The organism is Streptomyces sp. NPDC041814 (assembly GCF_055590565.1).
This window is the reverse complement of sequence record NZ_JBVJAM010000001.1, coordinates 215633-231539: the sequence shown is the minus strand read 5'-3', so window position 1 is coordinate 231539 and position 15907 is coordinate 215633. Positions and strand designations below refer to the sequence as shown.

Sequence of the window (15907 nt, the reverse complement as noted above, 5' to 3'; positions counted from 1 at the left end):
GGAGCGCGCCGGGCACGCCCATACCACCCCCACCCCGGACAACGCGCCCCCGCCCGCGCCCCGCCACCCTTTCGAGTTCAGATCACCCGGTCCCCGGCCGCGCCACCCGAAACCCGGACAAGCTGGCACGCACACCCATGCCCGCACCCCGCCCCCGCGCGCCCGAAGGACCACCCCACCCCATGCCCGTACCACCCCTCGCCGGCTCCACCACCGGACCCGACGCCCTGCGCCCCCTCCTCGACACCGTCCTCACCGCCCTCGCCGAAGGCGCCCGACGCCGCGACGGCCCCCTCCCCGCAGGCGGACCCGACACCGTCACCCCACGCACCCGCACCGCCCTCACCCCCCTCATCCCGGACCAGGGCACCGGCGCCCACGACGCCCTCGCCACCCTCGTCCAAGCCCTCACCGAAGGCGCCGCCGACCCCGCCCACCCCCTCTGCGCCGCCCACCTCCACACCCCGCCCCTCGCCCTCGCCGCAGCCGCCGACCTCGCCGCCTCCGCCCTCAACCCCTCCATGGACTCCTGGGACCAGGCCCCCGCCGCCTCCACCCTCGAAGCCGACACCACCGCCGCGCTCGCCGCCGAGGTCTACCCCCACCACCCCGCCCCCGACGCCCTCGTCACCACCGGCGGCACCGAAGCCAACCAACTCGGCCTCCTCCTCGCCCGCGAACGCCACGGCCCCGTCCAGACCATCACCGGCGCCAACGCCCACCACAGCATCACCCGCGCCGCCTGGCTCCTCGGCCTCCCCGAACCCCTCACCGTGCCCGCCCCCACCGGCACCATCGACCTCCACGCCCTCCACGACACCCTCGCCCGCAACCACGGACAAGGCCCCCTCCTCGTCACCGCCACCGCAGGCACCACCGACACCGGCCAGATCGACCCCCTCACCGACATCGCCGACCTCTGCGCCCACCACGGCGCCGAACTCCACATCGACGCCGCCTACGGCGGACCCCTCCTCTTCAGCCCCGCCCACCGCCACCGCCTCCGAGGACTCGACCGCGCCGACAGCGTCACCCTCGACCTCCACAAACTCGGCTGGCAACCCGCCTCCGCCGGCATCCTCGCCGTCCCCGACCGCCACGACCTCCACGCCCTCCACCACCAGGCCCCCTACCTCAACGCCGACGACGACACCGAAGCCGGCCTCCCCGACCTCCTCGGCCGCTCCCTGCGCACCACCCGCCGCCCCGACGCACTCAAGATCGCCGTCACCCTCCGCGCCCTCGGCCGCACCGGACTCGCCGACCTCGTGGACCGCACCTGCGCCGCCGCGCACACCCTCGCCGACCTCATCACCGGCACCCCCGGACTCGAACTCCACCACCGCCCCACCATCAGCACCGTCCTCTTCCGCCCCACCGACGCCGACGACCACACCGTCGCCACCATCCGCCGCACCCTCCTCACCCGCGGCCACGCCGTACTCGGCCGCACCCACACCCACGGCCGCCTCTGGCTCAAAGCCACCCTCCTCAACCCCCACACCACCCCCGACGACCTCCACCACCTCCTCACCCTCGTCACCCACCTCACCGCCGAACTCAAGGAAGGCAGCACCCTCCGATGACCGCCGCCCCGGCCACCCCCGACCCCCTCCGCACCCACGACCTCGTCGGCATCGGCATCGGCCCCTTCAACCTCTCCCTCGCCGCCCTCGCCCACGGCCTCCCCACCCCCCTCACCACCGCCTTCTACGAACAGCGCCCCGCCTTCCACTGGCACCCCGGACTCCTCATCGACGGCGCCACCCTCCAAGTCCCCTTCCTCGCCGACCTCGTCACCCTCGCCGACCCCACCAGCCCCTGGAGCTTCCTCAACTACCAACGCACCCAGGACCGCCTCTACCCCTTCTACTTCGCCGAGCGCTTCCACATCCACCGCGCCGAATACGACGCCTACTGCCGCTGGGTCAGCACCCAACTCCCCGGCCTCCACTTCCGCCACCAGGTCGACGCCATCCGCTGGGACCCCCAGACCGCCCGCTTCGACGTCGACCACACCCAACTCGACGCCCACGGCGAAGCCGAATCACTCGGCCGCACCCACACCCGCCACATCGCCCTCGGCATCGGCACCGAACCCCACATCCCCGACCCCCTCAAACCCCTCACCGACACCGGCAACGCCCCCGTCATCCACTCCGCCGACTACCTCCACCACCGCGACCGCCTCCTGACGGCCCGCCACATCACCGTCATCGGCTCAGGACAATCCGGCGCCGAGATCTTCCTCGACCTCCTCCGCGCCCGCCCCACCGGCAACGAAGGACTCCACTGGCTCGCCCGCACCCCCGCCTTCGCACCCATGGAGTACTCAAAACTCGGCCTCGAACACTTCACCCCCGACTACACCCGCTACTTCCACGCCCTCCCCGAAACCGTCCGCGACACCCTCGTCCCCCAGCAATGGCAGCTCCACAAGGGCATCGACCACGACACCATCGCCGCCATCCACGACGAGCTCTACCGACGCACCCTCCACGGCGGCTGGCCCGACGCCACCCTCACCCCCGGCGTCACCGTCCGCACCGCCGGACGCGTCGCCAACACCCGCGTCGAACTCCACCTCGAACACACCCAGCAATCCACCCGCACCCGCCTCACCACCGACGCCGTCGTCCTCGCCACCGGCTACCGCGAACGCCCCCTCGACACCCTCCTCCACCACCTCACCCCCCACCTCCGCCGCGACACCGCCGGCCGCCCCCGCATCGACGCCCACCACCGCCTCGACCTCGGCCCCGCCGTCACCGGCCACATCTACGTACAGAACGCCGAACGCCACACCCATGGCGTCGGCGCCCCCGACCTCGGCCTCGCCGCCTGGCGCAGCGCCACCATCCTCAACAACCTCACCGGCACCACCCCCTACCCCCTCCCGAAGCGCACCGCCTTCACCACCTTCGGCCTCACCCAACCCGCCATCCCCACCCAGCAACCCACCCTCGTCCCCCTCACCCACCCCTGAACAACAAAAGGGCGGCCGCCCCACCTCCCCGAAAACAGGGGAGACGGAACGACCGCCCGCACCAACCACCCGCCTAGAACACCGGCACGCCGTCCCGCGTCAGCTTCCAGTCCACCGAAGCGAACTCCGCAGGATCCACCGAACCCTTCGCCTGCACCCAGGCGATGATCGTGTTCCGGATCTCCTCCGAATTCGCCCACAGCTGCTTCGCCGCCGGAACATGCGGGAAATTGCCGCCACCGCTCGCCCGGTAGTTGTTCACCGCCAGCACGAACTCCGCCTTCGGATCCAGCGGCTTCCCCTCGAACGACAGATTCACGATCCGCGAACCCACCGGCTTCGCGATGTCGATGTCATACGTCAGCCCCGACACCGCGTCGTAGTTGTAGTCCGGAGTGTTCTCCGCATTCGTCAGCTTCTCCGGATCCACCGGAGCACCCGCCGCCGTCTGCACGTAGTACTTCGCAGAGAACTCCAGGTAATCCACGATCTGCGCACCCGTCACCAGACGCGCCTCCAGCGTGTTCTCGAACGGATACAGACCCGCCGCATCCTTGATCGTCACGTTCCCGGCCGGAATCCGCGCCGTACGCGAGAAGCACGACGCCTGCGACAACACCGGCAGCTCCGCGTACTCACCACCCGCCAACGCCGCCTTCACCGTCTCCGCCTGGACCACGTTGATCAGATCGATGATCGGCTCGTCCTTCCACGCCGCCTCCGCCGTGGTCATCTCCGACGCCGCCGTACCGATCACCTGATTGACGTACGCCACGACCTTCTCGTGCTCGTCCGCCAGCAGCTTCGTGATCTTCCGGTCCTCCACCGCCGTGTTCGAGTTCAGCACCCGCGAACCGGCCTTCTCGACCACCCAGCGGCCCTTCTCCCACACCACCTCGAAGTCGAACAGCGTCAACCGCTGCCCCCACTTCAGCGGCTCCGAGAGCACGACCTTCTTCCCCGACTCCTTGTTCTCCACGAAGTACTCGGGAATCTCCAGGTGCGCATGCCCCACCAGGATCGCGTCGATCCCCGGCACCTGCTCCGCCACCAGACCCGCCGCGTTCTCCACATACGGAATCTGGTCCCCGTACGACGACGTCCCACTGTTCCCCGAGTGCGCCGCCACGATCACCACGTCCGCACCCATCGAACGCAGCCGCGGCACAAACTTCGCCGCCTGCTCCTCAAGACCCGGGAACACCATCTTCCCGCTCACGTTCGCCTTGTCCCAGATCGCGATCCCCGGGTTCGTCAGCCCCAGGATCCCCACCTTCACATCACGCCCGTGCGGCGTCCGCAGCTTCTTGATGACGTACGGCGCGAACGCCGGCCGCAACGTCTTCGCGTCCAGCGCGTTCGCCCCCAGCAGCGGGAAGTCGCACTGCTCCTCGAACTTCCGCAGCACCGGAATCCCATAGTTGAACTCGTGGTTCCCCAGCGCCGCCGCGTCATAGCCGATCGCATTCATCGCCTGTGCCATCGGATGCACCGGACCACGCTTCGCCGTGATCGGGTCGATCTTCGCGTAGTAGTACGAGAGCTGCGTCCCCTGAATCGTGTCACCCGCGTCGATCATCAACGTGTTGTGACGGCCCTTCTCCCGCCGCACCTCCTCCACCAGCGTCGAGATCTTCGCCAGACCCACATCGTTGTGAGCCTTGTCGTCGAACTCGGCATCCGTGAAGTAGTCCCAGTTGAAGACGTTCCCATGCAGATCCGTCGTCCCCATCACGGTGAACGCGTACCGCTTCTGCGGACGCCCATGACCCTGCCCACGCCCATGCGCCACGGCGGGCGACGCCGCGCCACCCACCACCACCGCCCCCGCGCCGGCCGCGGCCGATGTCCCCAGGAACGTCCTTCGGTTCAGCGGCATCTCGTCTCCCACATTTCGGTTCACTTGGTGCGAAGTTCTGATCTACACCGTCCAACAACGCGCGTAGATAATCACCCACGCACCACCCCCGGCAACACCCCCGGCAGGTTTCCGTTCCATGACCACACATCGACAGAACCCCGACCGGCCGCCAACACCCCTACTGTCACACCCGGATGCCACAGTGGACCCATGACCGAGCCCGCACAGCCCTACGGCACCCCCGACCAACCCCGCCTCGCCGTCCGCGGCGAAGCCCGCCTCGAAGTCGACCCCGAGATCGCCCGCCTCTCCATCACCGTCACCGCCCGCGGCAAGGACCGCCGCGCCGCCCTCGAAGACCTCACCCGGCGCAACGCCACCGTCCTCGAACTCGCCCGCACCTACGGCGACGCCGTCGAGAAGATCGAAACCGGCGCCCTCTCCATCCACCCCGAACTCGTCCAGCGCGGCCGCGACGAAAAGATCCGCGCCTACCACGGCCGCGTCTACATCACCGCCGTCCTCAACGACTTCACCGCACTCGGCGAATTCGTCACCCGCGTCGGCGACCTCGACATGACCCACGTCAGCGGCCCCTGGTGGGCCCTGCGCCCCAGCTCACCCGCCCACGGCGAGGCCCGCCGCCAAGCCGTCCGCGAAGCCGTCCAGCGCGCCCGCGAATACGCCGGGGCACTTGGCGCGGAGCTCGCCGCCCTGGTCGAACTCGCCGACATCGGCGCGGAGAACGCAGCACCCGTCGCGTACGCCAGGACCGGCGGCTACGGCGGCCCGGTGCCCGCCCCCGCCGGAGGGGGTGCCCCGCCGCCGCCCCCCGTCGACCTCGAACCGCAGCGGCAGACCGTGTTCGCGCAGGTGAACGCCCGCTTCACCATGACCCCACCGAAGCTCTGAATCACCGCCCACGGGGACACCGGCGCGTGCTCATCCGAGCACGCCGCCGCACAATTCAACACTTGTCAATAACCCTTCATCCAAAGGTGGTTGGACAGTCATACGGAGCCAATTACCTACCCATAGGTAAGGTCTAGGCTCGAACCATGCGCCGAGCCAAAATCGTTTGCACCCTGGGACCCGCAACCGACTCATACGACCAGATCAAGGCCCTGGTCGAGGCGGGAATGGACATCGCCCGCCTCAACCTCAGCCACGGCAGCTACGCCGAACACGAAGAGCGCTATCAACGCGTGCGCAAAGCGTCCGACGAGGCGCACCGCAGCGTGGGCGTCCTCGCCGACCTTCAAGGCCCGAAGATCCGCCTCGGACGCTTCCGCGAAGGACCCGTACTCCTTGAACGCGGCGACGACTTCACCATCACCGTCGAGCCGATGGACGGCGACCGCAACGGCTGCGGTACGACGTACAACGGCCTCGCCGCGGACGTCACCCCCGGTGAGCGCATCCTGATCGACGACGGCCGCGTCACCCTGGAGGTCATCGAGGTCGACGGCCCCCGCGTCCGCACCACCGTGGTCGAGGGCGGCATGGTCTCCGACCACAAGGGCCTCAACCTCCCCGGCGTCGCCGTCTCCGTCCCCGCGCTCTCCGAGAAGGACATCGAGGACCTGCGCTGGGCCATCCGCACCGGCGCCGACATCATCGCCCTCTCCTTCGTCCGCAGCGGCCGCGACATCGAGGACGTCCACCGCGTCATGGACGAGGAGGGCCGCCGCCTCCCCGTCATCGCCAAGGTCGAGAAGCCGCAGGCCGTCGACAACATCGAGGACATCGTCGCCGCCTTCGACGGCATCATGGTCGCCCGCGGCGACCTGGGCGTCGAAATGCCGCTGGAGCAGGTCCCGATCGTCCAGAAGCGCGCGATCAAGCTCGCCAAGCGCAACGCGAAGCCGGTCATCGTCGCGACGCAGATGCTCGACTCGATGATCGACAACTCCCGGCCCACCCGCGCCGAGGCGTCCGACGTCGCGAACGCCGTCATCGACGGCACGGACGCGGTGATGCTCTCCGGCGAGACGAGCGTCGGCAAGTACGCGATCGAAACGGTCCGCACGATGGCCCGCATCGTGGAGGCGGCCGAGGAGGACATCCTCGCGAAGGGGCTCCCGCCGCTGACGGAGCGCAACAAGCCCCGCACCCAGGGCGGCGCGGTGGCCCGCGCGGCGGCGGAGATGGGCGACTTCCTCGGCGCGAAGTTCCTGGTGGCCTTCACCCAGAGCGGCGACACGGTGAAGCGGCTGTCGCGCTACCGCTCCCCGATCCCGCTCCTGGCCTTCACCCCGGACCCGGCCACGCGTTCCCAGCTCAACCTGACCTGGGGTGTCGAAACGTTCCTGGGCCCGCACGTGGACTCCACGGACGCGATGGTGGCCCAAGTGGACGAGGAGCTCCTGAAGATCGGCCGCTGCCAGAAGGGCGACGTCGTGGTCATCACGGCAGGCTCCCCGCCGGGTGTCGCGGGCTCCACGAATCTGGTGCGCGTGCACCACATCGGCGAGGACGACAGCCCGAAGTAGGGCGGCTCAGTATTTCGGCCCGACGTGAGCGTCCATGAGTGCGACGGACGCCCGTCGGGCGACGGAGATGTTGAATGGGTCGCTGCCCCGAGCGAGCGTGGTCCATTCGACGCCTACGGCGGTGAGTGTGTCGCTGAAGAGCTTGCGGATGTCGTCCGATTTGTTGCTGAAGAAGTAGCGCGGGTACTCGTAGCGCTTCCGTTCGCCTCCGACGAGGCGGGTGGTCCAGTTGGTGATGCGGCATCCGTCGGAATGGATCAGCCCTCGGATGAACTCCCAGGGGTTGGCGTTCACGATCTCCTGCTGCCAATGGGCCAGTGCGATGATGCGGTCATGCTTCTTGCCGGGACCATGCTGCGGGAACAGGCAGGGCCAGTGCCTGCTGTAGCTGGTCACTGCGACACACCCCTGCTTCTGTGCGAGATATACGGAACCAGACGGATGGACGGCCGCGATAGCGTTGCGGCATTCCTCGATGAGCCCCGGCCACGCGTCGGCGCAGGCAATGCGCAAGTAGTAGCCCAGGCCTCGTGGGTGCGCGCTGACACAGCCGTCGCCCAAGTACAGCCCTAGTAGGTACGAGTAGTTGGCGGGGTCACTGGGCGGGAACGGCACGGGCGCGCAACGAGGGCACTCGGTGTGCCCCACGATGCGGGGCAGCGGCTCGATGCGCGTGAGCCAGGCGCGTATCGCGGCCCGCGAAATGCCGGTCTGCTTGCTCACGGAGTTCTGGCTGAAGCCCTGATCGAGGAGGGCGAGTGCGTGCTTGCGCGTTTCCAGGTCGTACACACGACCGAGCCTGGTAGGTGTGCGACGCGCGAGGGGTGAAACGACGGTGTGGTCACACGATGTCGTGAATCAGCGACGTTTCCCTGCAACCTTGCAATCGAAGGAAAAGTGCCCCGAGTCGGACTCGAACCGACACTGTATGGGTTTTGAATCCATTGCCTGCTGCCAATTGGGCTACCGGGGCCAACAGAATCGAAGGCTTCCTTCGACCCGCTGCGCGACCACCATACCGCAGCTGGGTAGGCTCAAGGCAGCTGTACCTGCCCTGGACCAAGGAGCCCCGTGACCACCCCCGAGTCGCCCCAGCCCGTCGCCGATGACGACAAGTCGCACGTTCCGCCGCTGACGACCCGCGTCGTCATCGCCGAGGACGAGGCACTCATTCGCCTCGACCTCAAAGAGATGCTCGAAGAAGAGGGCTACTCCGTCGTCGGCGAGGCCGGGGACGGGCAGCAGGCCGTCGAGCTGGCGCGGGAGCACAAGCCGGACCTGGTGATCCTCGATGTGAAGATGCCCGTGCTCGACGGGATCTCCGCCGCCGAGAAGATCGCCGAGGAGTCCATCGCGCCGGTCCTCATGCTCACCGCGTTCTCGCAGCGCGACCTCGTGGAGCGGGCCCGGGACGCCGGGGCGATGGCGTACCTCGTGAAGCCGTTCAGCAAGAGCGACGTCGTCCCGGCGATCGAGATGGCCGTCTCGCGGTTCTCCGAGCTGAAGGCCCTGGAGAACGAGGTCGCCGACCTCGCCCAGCGGCTGGAGACGCGGAAGCTGGTGGACCGGGCGAAGAGCATTCTCCAGACGGACTACGGGCTCTCCGAGCCGGAGGCGTTCCGGTGGATCCAGAAGACGTCCATGGACCGCAGGCTGTCGATGCAGCAGCTCGCCGAGGCCCTGATCGAGGACGCCGAGGAGAAGAAGAGGGCCGCCGAGTAGGCCCCGCAGAGCAGAGGAAAGGCCCGCGCCAGACAGGCGCGGGCCTTTCTCGTACGCGTAAGCGCTCAGTCCTCGCCCAGGTACGCCTTGCGGACGGACTCGTCGTGGAGGAGGTCCGCCCCGGTGCCGGAGAGAACGATCTTGCCGATCTCCATGACGTGGCCCTGGTCGGCGAGCGACAGCGCGGCCTGGGCGTTCTGCTCGACCAGGAGGATCGTCGTGCCGGAGGCGCGGAGCTCGACGATGGTCTCCATGATCTTCTGCATCATGATCGGGGAGAGGCCCATGGAGGGCTCGTCGAGCATGAGCAGCTTGGGCTGGGACATCATCGCCCTGCCCATGGCGAGCATCTGCTGCTCGCCGCCGGAGAGCGTTCCGGCGGCCTGCTTGCGGCGTTCCCCGAGGATGGGGAAGAGGTCGTAGGCGCGCTGGACGTCCTTCTCGATGCCGGCCTTGTCGTTGCGGAGGTAGGCGCCGAGGAGGAGGTTCTCCGTGATCGTCAGCCGGGGGAAGATGTGGCGGCCCTCGGGGGAGTGGGCGAGGCCCAGGGAGACGATCTTGTGTGCGGGGATGTTGGTGAGCGGTTTGCCCTCGAAGAGGATGCGTCCGGCGAGGGGTTTGAGCAGCCCGGAGAGGGTGCGCAGGGTGGTGGTCTTGCCGGCGCCGTTGGTGCCGATGAGGGTGACCACCTGGCCGGCTTCGACGGTGAACGAGATGCCCTTGACGGCTTCGATCTTGCCGTAGGCGACGCGGAGGTCCTCGACCTCCAGCAGTGCGGTCATCGGTTGTCCTCCTCTTCCGTGCTCGTGTCGGTGCTCGTGCTCGTGTGGGCTTCGGCTTCGGCCTTCTCGACCTCGGCGACCTCGTCGGCGCCGGGGGCGCCTTCGAAGGGGGTGCCGAGGTAGGCGGCGATGACGCGTTCGTCGCTCTGGACCTCGGCGGCGGTGCCTTCGACGAGCTTTTCGCCCTGGACGAGGCAGGCGACGCGGTCGCAGAGGTTGAAGATGAAGCGCATGTCGTGCTCGATGACGAGGACGGCGATGCCCTGGTCCCGGATCGCGAAGATGAGTTCTTCGGTGACGCGGGTCTCCTGCGGGTTCATGCCGGCGGTGGGCTCGTCCAGGAGGAGGAGTCCGGGGTCGCTGGCGAGCGCGCGGGCGATTTCCAGTTTGCGCTGGTCTCCGTAGGGGAGGTTGCGCGCGAGGTGGTCGGCCTTGTCCTGGAGGCCGATGAACTCCAGGAGTTCCATGGCGCGTTCGCGGCTGGAGTTCTCGGCGGCCCGGTAGCCGGGCAGGTGGAGCAGGGCGGACCAGAGCCCTTCCTTGGTCCTGGTGTGGCGTCCGACGAGCACGTTTTCCAGGACGGTCATGTTGGCGAAGAGCCGGATGTTCTGGAAGGTGCGGGCGATGCCGGCTTTGGTGACGAGGTGGGGTTTGGGCGGCAGGACGGTGCCCTTGTAGCTGACCTTGCCCTCGGTGGGGACGTAGAGGCCGGTGAGGCAGTTGAAGAAGGTGGTCTTGCCTGCGCCGTTGGGGCCGATGAGGCCGACGATCTCGCCGCTGTTGACCTGGAGGTCGACGTTTCGGACGGCGGTGAGGCCGCCGAAGCGCATGGTGACGCCGCTGGCGTCCAGGACGGTCGTCCGGGTGGCGGTTTCTGTGGTGGTGGTCATGGTGTTACGCCCCCGCCTTGGCGATGCCGGCGTCCGTCTCGTCGGACTTCCGGGGTGTGGGCACGTCGAGCTGGTCGTTCTCGTGGAATTCGAGCTGTTTCCTGCGGTCGGCGATCAGGCCCTCGGGCCGGAAGCGCATCAGGAGGACGAGCGCGATGCCGAAGAGGAACAGCTGGTAGTCCTGCATGAACTGGAGCTTGGCCGGGATGAGGTAGAGCAGTGCGGCGCCGACGAAGGGTCCGCTGAGGGTTCCCATGCCGCCGAGGATGACGGCGGCGAGGAGGAAGGCGGAGTTCGGTGGTACGGAGCCGGCGAACTGGTACTGCTCGGGCGTCACGGTGTAGTTGACGTGTGCCTGTACGGTGCCGGCGAGGCCGGCGAGCGTGGCGCCGAGGGCGAAGGCGAGCAGCTTGAGCCGGAAGGCGTTGATGCCCATGGCGGTGGCGGCGGTTTCGTCTTCGCGGATGGCGACCCAGGCGCGGCCGATGCGGGATTCTCCGGAGCGGCGGAAGACGAGGACGACCACGGCGGTGACGACGAGCATCAGCAGGTAGTAGTTGGCGGGCCTGCTGAGGGTGAAGGGGCCGACGTCGTGGCTGAGGGCGAAGTCGATCCCGAAGAGGTTGAGGTCGGGGATGCTGGGGATGCCCTGGGAGCCGTTGGTGAGGTCGGGGCCGCTGTTGCCGTTGAGGTTGTTCACGGTGACGCGGAAGATCTCACCGAAGCCGAGCGTCACGATGGCGAGGTAGTCGCCGCGCAGTCGCAGGGTCGGGGCGCCGATGAGGACGCCGAAGATCATGGAGACGACCGCTCCGGTGAGGACGGCGGCCCAGAACGGGAACTTGACGCCGATCGCGGAGAGGGGTGCGCCGGAGACGAGGGCGGCGGTGTAGGCGCCGACGCCGAGGAAGGCGACGTAGCCGAGGTCGAGGAGGCCGGCGAGGCCGACGACGACGTTGAGGCCCAGGGCGACGGTGGCGAAGATGAGGATGTTGACGCCGATGAGGGCGTATTCCGCGGTGTCCTGGGTGAAGGGGAAGCAGAGCGCGGCGACGAGGGCGGCCGCGAGGGTGACGTTGCGGTGCTTGGTGGTCAGCGCGGTGAGCCGGGCGATGAGTCCGGCGCGGGTGAGTGCGGTGAAGGCGAAGCCCGCGGTGATGAGGAAGCCGATGAACTGTTCGGAGTCCTCGGTGGGGATGTCGATGCCGTAGGTGAAGACGTAGAGCGCGAGGCCGAAGGCGACCGCGATGATGATGATCTCGGCCCAGGCCGGGAGGGCCTTGGCGCGGGGCGCGGACGGGGCGGCGAGGCTGTTGCGGAAGCGCTGCCAGGCGTTCGGCGCGAGCCCGTCCTCGGAGAGCGGGACGTCGTAGGGGAGGGCGAGGGAGGCGATGACGGCGACGAGTGCGCCGATGCCGCTGACCCAGGCTCCCGGTTCGAGGTTGACGACGCCGCCGAGCTCGTAGGAGATGGCGCCCATGGCGTAGCCGGTGGTGCAGAAGGTGGCGAGGGCGAGGAGGCGGATGGGGCTGTTGGTGCCGGCGGGGGTGAGCCAGCGCAGTCCGGGGATGCCGTAGCCGGTGAGGGCGAAGAGCAGGGTGAGGATCGCGCCGGTGAGGGTGAGGACTTGGAGGCCGCCGGGGTAGCCGGTGACGGTGAGGTCGCCGGGGAATTCGGAGGTCCAGGTCCAGGGGAGGAGGGTGCCGGCGAGGGCGGCCGCGGCGCCGGTGAGGGTGGCGATGCGGGCGGCGGGGGCGGGGAGGGGGAGCAGTGCGGTGGTCATCCGTATCACGCCCTGTCCGCGACGCGTTCGCCGAGCAGGCCCTGGGGCCGCAGCAGCAGGACGACGATGAGGAGGACGAAGGCCCACACGTCCTTCCAGGCGCCGCCGCCGAAGAGGTCCATGCCGGGTACGTCGCTCATGTAGCCGGTGGCGAGGGATTCGGCGACGCCGAGGACGACGCCGCCGAGCATGGCGCCGTAGATGTTGCCGATGCCGCCGAGCACTGCGGCGGTGAACGCCTTGAGGCCCATGAGGAAGCCCATGCGGAAGCCGATCTGGCCGTTCTTGAGCCCGTAGGCGACGGCGGCGACGGCGGCGAACGCGGCACCGATGGCGAAGGCCATGACGATGATGCGGTCGGTGTTGATGCCCATGAGCTTGGCGGTGTCGGGGTCCTGGGAGGTGGCCTGCATGCCGCGGCCGGAGCGGGTCTTCGAGACGAAGAGCCCGAGGGCGATCATGCAGACGGGGGCGGAGATGAGGACGAAGAGGTCACCGCGCTGGATGTGGGTGCCGAAGAGTTCGAGGGCGTCGCCCTTGAACTGGGGGAAGGGGTGGTCCTTGGTGGCGTCCGGGTACCACTTCCAGATGGCCTGCTGGAGTGCGAGGGAGAGTCCGATCGCGGTGATCAGCGGGGCGAGCCTGGGGGCGTTGCGGAGGGGCCGGTAGGCGAAGCGTTCGGCGGCGACGCTGATGGCGACGGAGCATATGACGCCGCCGATGATCATGAGGGGGACGATGGCGAGGAGGTTGGAGCCGGCCGGCATCCAGAGGTACACGGTGAGAGCTCCGAAGCCTCCGATCATGAAGATCTCGCCGTGGGCGAAGTTGATGAGCTGGATGATTCCGTAGACCATCGTGTAGCCGATCGCGATGAGTCCGTACATCGCGCCGAGGATGAGTCCATTGGCCAGCTGTTGCGGCAGTTCGTGCACCGCAGGGCCTCCGTGGAGTGGTTCGGATATGGCACCGCGCGGGAGTGCTCGTAGCGCTCCCGCGCGGTCTGGGGTCGGTCGGGCGTGCCCGGGAGGGGTTACGGCTTGTAGGCCTCGCTGAGCTTGGAGACCCACTTGCCGCCGTCGACCTGGTAGGCGGTCATCATGGTGTTGGTGGTGTCGCCGTACTCGTCGAAGGAGACCGGGCCGGTGACGCCGTCGAACTTGACCTTGCTCATGGCGTCGAGCACCTTGGCGCGGGCGTCGTCGGGGAGCTTGCCGTCGTTCTCGGAGACGGCGAGCTTGACGGCCTCGATGATGGCCCAGGTGGCGTCGTAGGTGCCGCCCCCGTAGGCCTCGTAGGCTTCCTTGTAGCCGGCGGTCTTGTAGTCCGCGATGAACTTCTTGGCGGAGTCGAGTTCCTCGACGGGCTTGCCGACGGAGGTCGCGATGTCGCCCTGGGCCTTCTTGTTGAGCTTGATGAAGTCGGCGCTGTACATGCCGTCGCCGCCCATGAGGGGGATCTGGACGCTGTCCTTGAGCTGCTGGCTCAGGGGTGCGCCGGCGGGGTACTCGCCGCCGTAGTAGACGGCCTTGGCGCCGGACTTCTTGACCTTGGTGACGACGGCGTTGAAGTCGCGGTCGTCGGGGTTGACGTGGTCGGAGCCGGCGATCTTGCCGCCGAGGCCGGTGAAGGTCGCCTTGAAGGAGGCGGCGAGACCGGCGCCGTAGGGCTTCTGGTCGTCGATGAGGTAGACCTGCTTGATCTTCGCGTTGTTGTAGAGGTACTTCGCGGCGAAGGCGCCCTGGATCTGGTCCGTGGTGGCGGTGCGGAAGTAGGTCTTGAAGGGGCGCTTCTTGTCGCCGGTCTTCCAGTTGTCGCCCTGGGTGAGCTCGGTGCCGGTGTTGGCGGGGGAGACCTGGGTGAGGCCGGCGTCGTTGAGGGGTTTCTGCATCGACTGGGAGACGCCGGAGTTCAGCGGGCCGACGACACCGACGACCTTCTTGTTGTCGATGAACTTGGTGGCGTTCTGCTGGCCGACGGAGGGCTGGGCCTGGTCGTCGAGCGGCTGCACCTCGAAGGTGATGCCGGGGACGGTCTTCTCCTTGTTCGCCGTTTTGGCGGCGAGGTCGGCGGAGTTCTTGATGCCGAGGCCGAGGGCGGAGAGGTCACCGGTGAGCGGCGCGTCGACGCCGATCACGACGGTGGTGTTGGAGCCGCCGCTGTTGCCGTCGCTCTTGTTGTCGTCGTCGCGCGACCCGCAGGCGGTGAGCGTCAGTGCACCGGTGGTGAGCACTGTGGTGAGGATGAGCAAAGAACGGTGTCGCACGAAAGGTCCTTTCCCTGGCGCGGCCTCCTCTGCTTGAGGTGCCGTGTCGTTCGCCGGGCCGTACTGGATTGGTACAGGGCCGTGCTTGCAGACGCGCCCGGCGGCGCGGTGACTGGCCGTGACTCTAAGGGCAGTGGTGGGGGTCGGGAGGGGTGCCGGCCAAGGATGTGACTGTCTTGTTATGCCCTTGAGCAAGGCTTGAGGTGGGTGGGCGGACATGTACGGCTTTTTACCGGACCGTGAAGTGACCGCAATGTGAGAACGCGCAGCTCTGCTAAGGGGCTTGAGGTGATCTTGCTGCTGTCGCCCGGTGGGGGTCCGGTGCGGGGGTGCGGGGGCATGGCGAAGGGCCCGGTGGCTTCGGGGCCGGGCTGGTCGCGTCGCGGCTGAGTGCGCCACTTGGGGCGTTGGTCACGCTGCGTTACGGCGGCGGGGGTGCGGCGACGCGGTGTGGTGGTGGGGGCGGGTCAGGTGTGGGCAGCTGAGTGGGCCACGGAACGGGGCTTCGGGTCAAGGGGGTTGGGGCCGTGTGCCGCTCAATTTCCTTGATCGTGGCGGTGGTTGTGCCCGGATATGCCGCTGCCCGGCCGTTTTGGGTGACGGCCGGGCAGGGGTGGTGGGGTGTGGTGCGCGGTCAGGCGGCTCCGGGTGCGGGGGCGTCGCGGAGCAGGCAGGTGAGGCGCGCGGTGCAGACCCGCTTGCCCTGTTCGTCGGTGATGGCGATCTCGTAGGTGGCGGTGGTGCGTCCCCGGTGCACGGGGGTGGCGGTGCCGGTGACGAGGCCGCTCCGTACCCCTCGGTGATGGGTGCAGTTCAGGTCGACGCCCACGGCGAGCTTGGCCGGGCCGCCGTGCAGCATGGACCCGACGGAGCCCAGGGTCTCGGCGAGGACGGCGGAGGCGCCGCCGTGCAGGAGTCCGTACGGCTGGGTGTTGCCCTCGACGGGCATGGTGCCCACGACGCGCTCGGCGGAGGCTTCGAGGATGCGGACGCCCATGCGTTCGCCGAGGTGGCCTGCGGAGAAGAGGGCGGGCAGGTCGACGCCGAGTGCGGCGTACTCGTCGATGATCTCCTGGGGGAACTGGGGTGTGGTGTGCTCGCCCATGGGTCCGCCTTTCGTCTCGG

Annotated in this window: 13 protein-coding genes and 1 tRNA gene; 5 read left to right on the top strand and 9 right to left on the bottom strand. The window is 68.5% G+C overall.

The features are described from left to right. The first annotated feature begins 182 nt into the window (after nt 1-182). Nucleotides 183-1586 (top strand): pyridoxal phosphate-dependent decarboxylase family protein, encoded by a 1404-nt coding sequence (locus tag ACZ6C6_RS01070; RefSeq protein ID WP_469197820.1) that lies wholly within the window; start codon nt 183-185, stop codon nt 1584-1586. After that, nucleotides 1583-2986, top strand: coding sequence for a lysine N(6)-hydroxylase/L-ornithine N(5)-oxygenase family protein (locus ACZ6C6_RS01065; RefSeq protein ID WP_469197818.1), 1404 nt, complete (start codon nt 1583-1585; stop codon nt 2984-2986). The genes ACZ6C6_RS01070 and ACZ6C6_RS01065 overlap by 4 nt, the downstream gene beginning before the upstream one ends. Before the next feature lie 73 nt (nt 2987-3059). Here the strand turns inward: ACZ6C6_RS01065 and ACZ6C6_RS01060 are convergent, their stop codons facing one another. Next, the gene (locus ACZ6C6_RS01060) at nt 3060-4865 is read right to left on the bottom strand and encodes a bifunctional metallophosphatase/5'-nucleotidase (protein ID WP_469197816.1); all 1806 of its coding nucleotides are present in this window, start codon (nt 4863-4865) and stop codon (nt 3060-3062) included. Between the two features lie 192 nt (nt 4866-5057). Here ACZ6C6_RS01060 and ACZ6C6_RS01055 point away from each other — a divergent pair, with 192 nt between their 5' ends. Both ACZ6C6_RS01055 and pyk read left to right on the top strand, forming a co-directional pair. After that, nucleotides 5058-5759 (top strand): SIMPL domain-containing protein, encoded by a 702-nt coding sequence (locus ACZ6C6_RS01055; protein WP_469197815.1) that lies wholly within the window; start codon nt 5058-5060, stop codon nt 5757-5759. Nucleotides 5760-5905: 146 nt separating this feature from the next. Then, a complete protein-coding gene (gene pyk / locus ACZ6C6_RS01050; RefSeq protein WP_469197813.1) occupies nt 5906-7339 on the top strand; it encodes a pyruvate kinase in 1434 nt (477 codons plus the stop codon). Between the two features lie 6 nt (nt 7340-7345). On the opposite strand, the gene ACZ6C6_RS01045 is transcribed toward pyk, so the two are convergent. Then, on the bottom strand, nt 7346-8128 hold the full coding sequence (locus ACZ6C6_RS01045) for a transcriptional regulator (protein ID WP_469197811.1): 783 nt from the start codon (nt 8126-8128) through the stop codon (nt 7346-7348). Between the two features lie 109 nt (nt 8129-8237). Then, nucleotides 8238-8312, bottom strand: a tRNA-Leu gene (locus tag ACZ6C6_RS01040). 98 nt (nt 8313-8410) lie between these two features. Between ACZ6C6_RS01040 and ACZ6C6_RS01035 the strand changes: the two genes are divergently transcribed. Beyond that, complete coding sequence (locus tag ACZ6C6_RS01035; RefSeq protein ID WP_311313004.1) at nt 8411-9061, top strand: ANTAR domain-containing response regulator; 651 nt, start codon at nt 8411-8413, stop codon at nt 9059-9061. 65 nt (nt 9062-9126) lie between these two features. On the opposite strand, the gene ACZ6C6_RS01030 is transcribed toward ACZ6C6_RS01035, so the two are convergent. The 6 genes from ACZ6C6_RS01030 to ACZ6C6_RS01005 all read right to left on the bottom strand — a co-directional run bounded on the left by ACZ6C6_RS01030 (nt 9127) and on the right by ACZ6C6_RS01005 (nt 15887). Then, nucleotides 9127-9843, bottom strand: coding sequence for an ABC transporter ATP-binding protein (locus tag ACZ6C6_RS01030; protein WP_383749027.1), 717 nt, complete (start codon nt 9841-9843; stop codon nt 9127-9129). Further along, nucleotides 9840-10733 carry an ABC transporter ATP-binding protein gene (locus ACZ6C6_RS01025; protein WP_469197808.1) on the bottom strand — a complete coding sequence of 298 codons (894 nt, stop codon included), beginning with the start codon at nt 10731-10733 and terminating at the stop codon, nt 9840-9842. The genes ACZ6C6_RS01030 and ACZ6C6_RS01025 overlap by 4 nt, the downstream gene beginning before the upstream one ends. Nucleotides 10734-10737: 4 nt before the next feature. After that, nucleotides 10738-12516 (bottom strand): branched-chain amino acid ABC transporter permease, encoded by a 1779-nt coding sequence (locus tag ACZ6C6_RS01020; protein WP_469197806.1) that lies wholly within the window; start codon nt 12514-12516, stop codon nt 10738-10740. A gap of 5 nt (nt 12517-12521) precedes the next feature. After that, nucleotides 12522-13451, bottom strand: coding sequence for a branched-chain amino acid ABC transporter permease (locus ACZ6C6_RS01015; RefSeq protein ID WP_469197804.1), 930 nt, complete (start codon nt 13449-13451; stop codon nt 12522-12524). Nucleotides 13452-13549: 98 nt separating this feature from the next. Further along, nucleotides 13550-14767, bottom strand: a complete 1218-nt coding sequence (locus tag ACZ6C6_RS01010; RefSeq protein WP_469199261.1) for a branched-chain amino acid ABC transporter substrate-binding protein — start codon at nt 14765-14767, stop codon at nt 13550-13552. A gap of 649 nt (nt 14768-15416) precedes the next feature. Beyond that, complete coding sequence (locus ACZ6C6_RS01005; RefSeq protein WP_469197802.1) at nt 15417-15887, bottom strand: PaaI family thioesterase; 471 nt, start codon at nt 15885-15887, stop codon at nt 15417-15419. Nucleotides 15888-15907 lie beyond the last annotated feature (20 nt).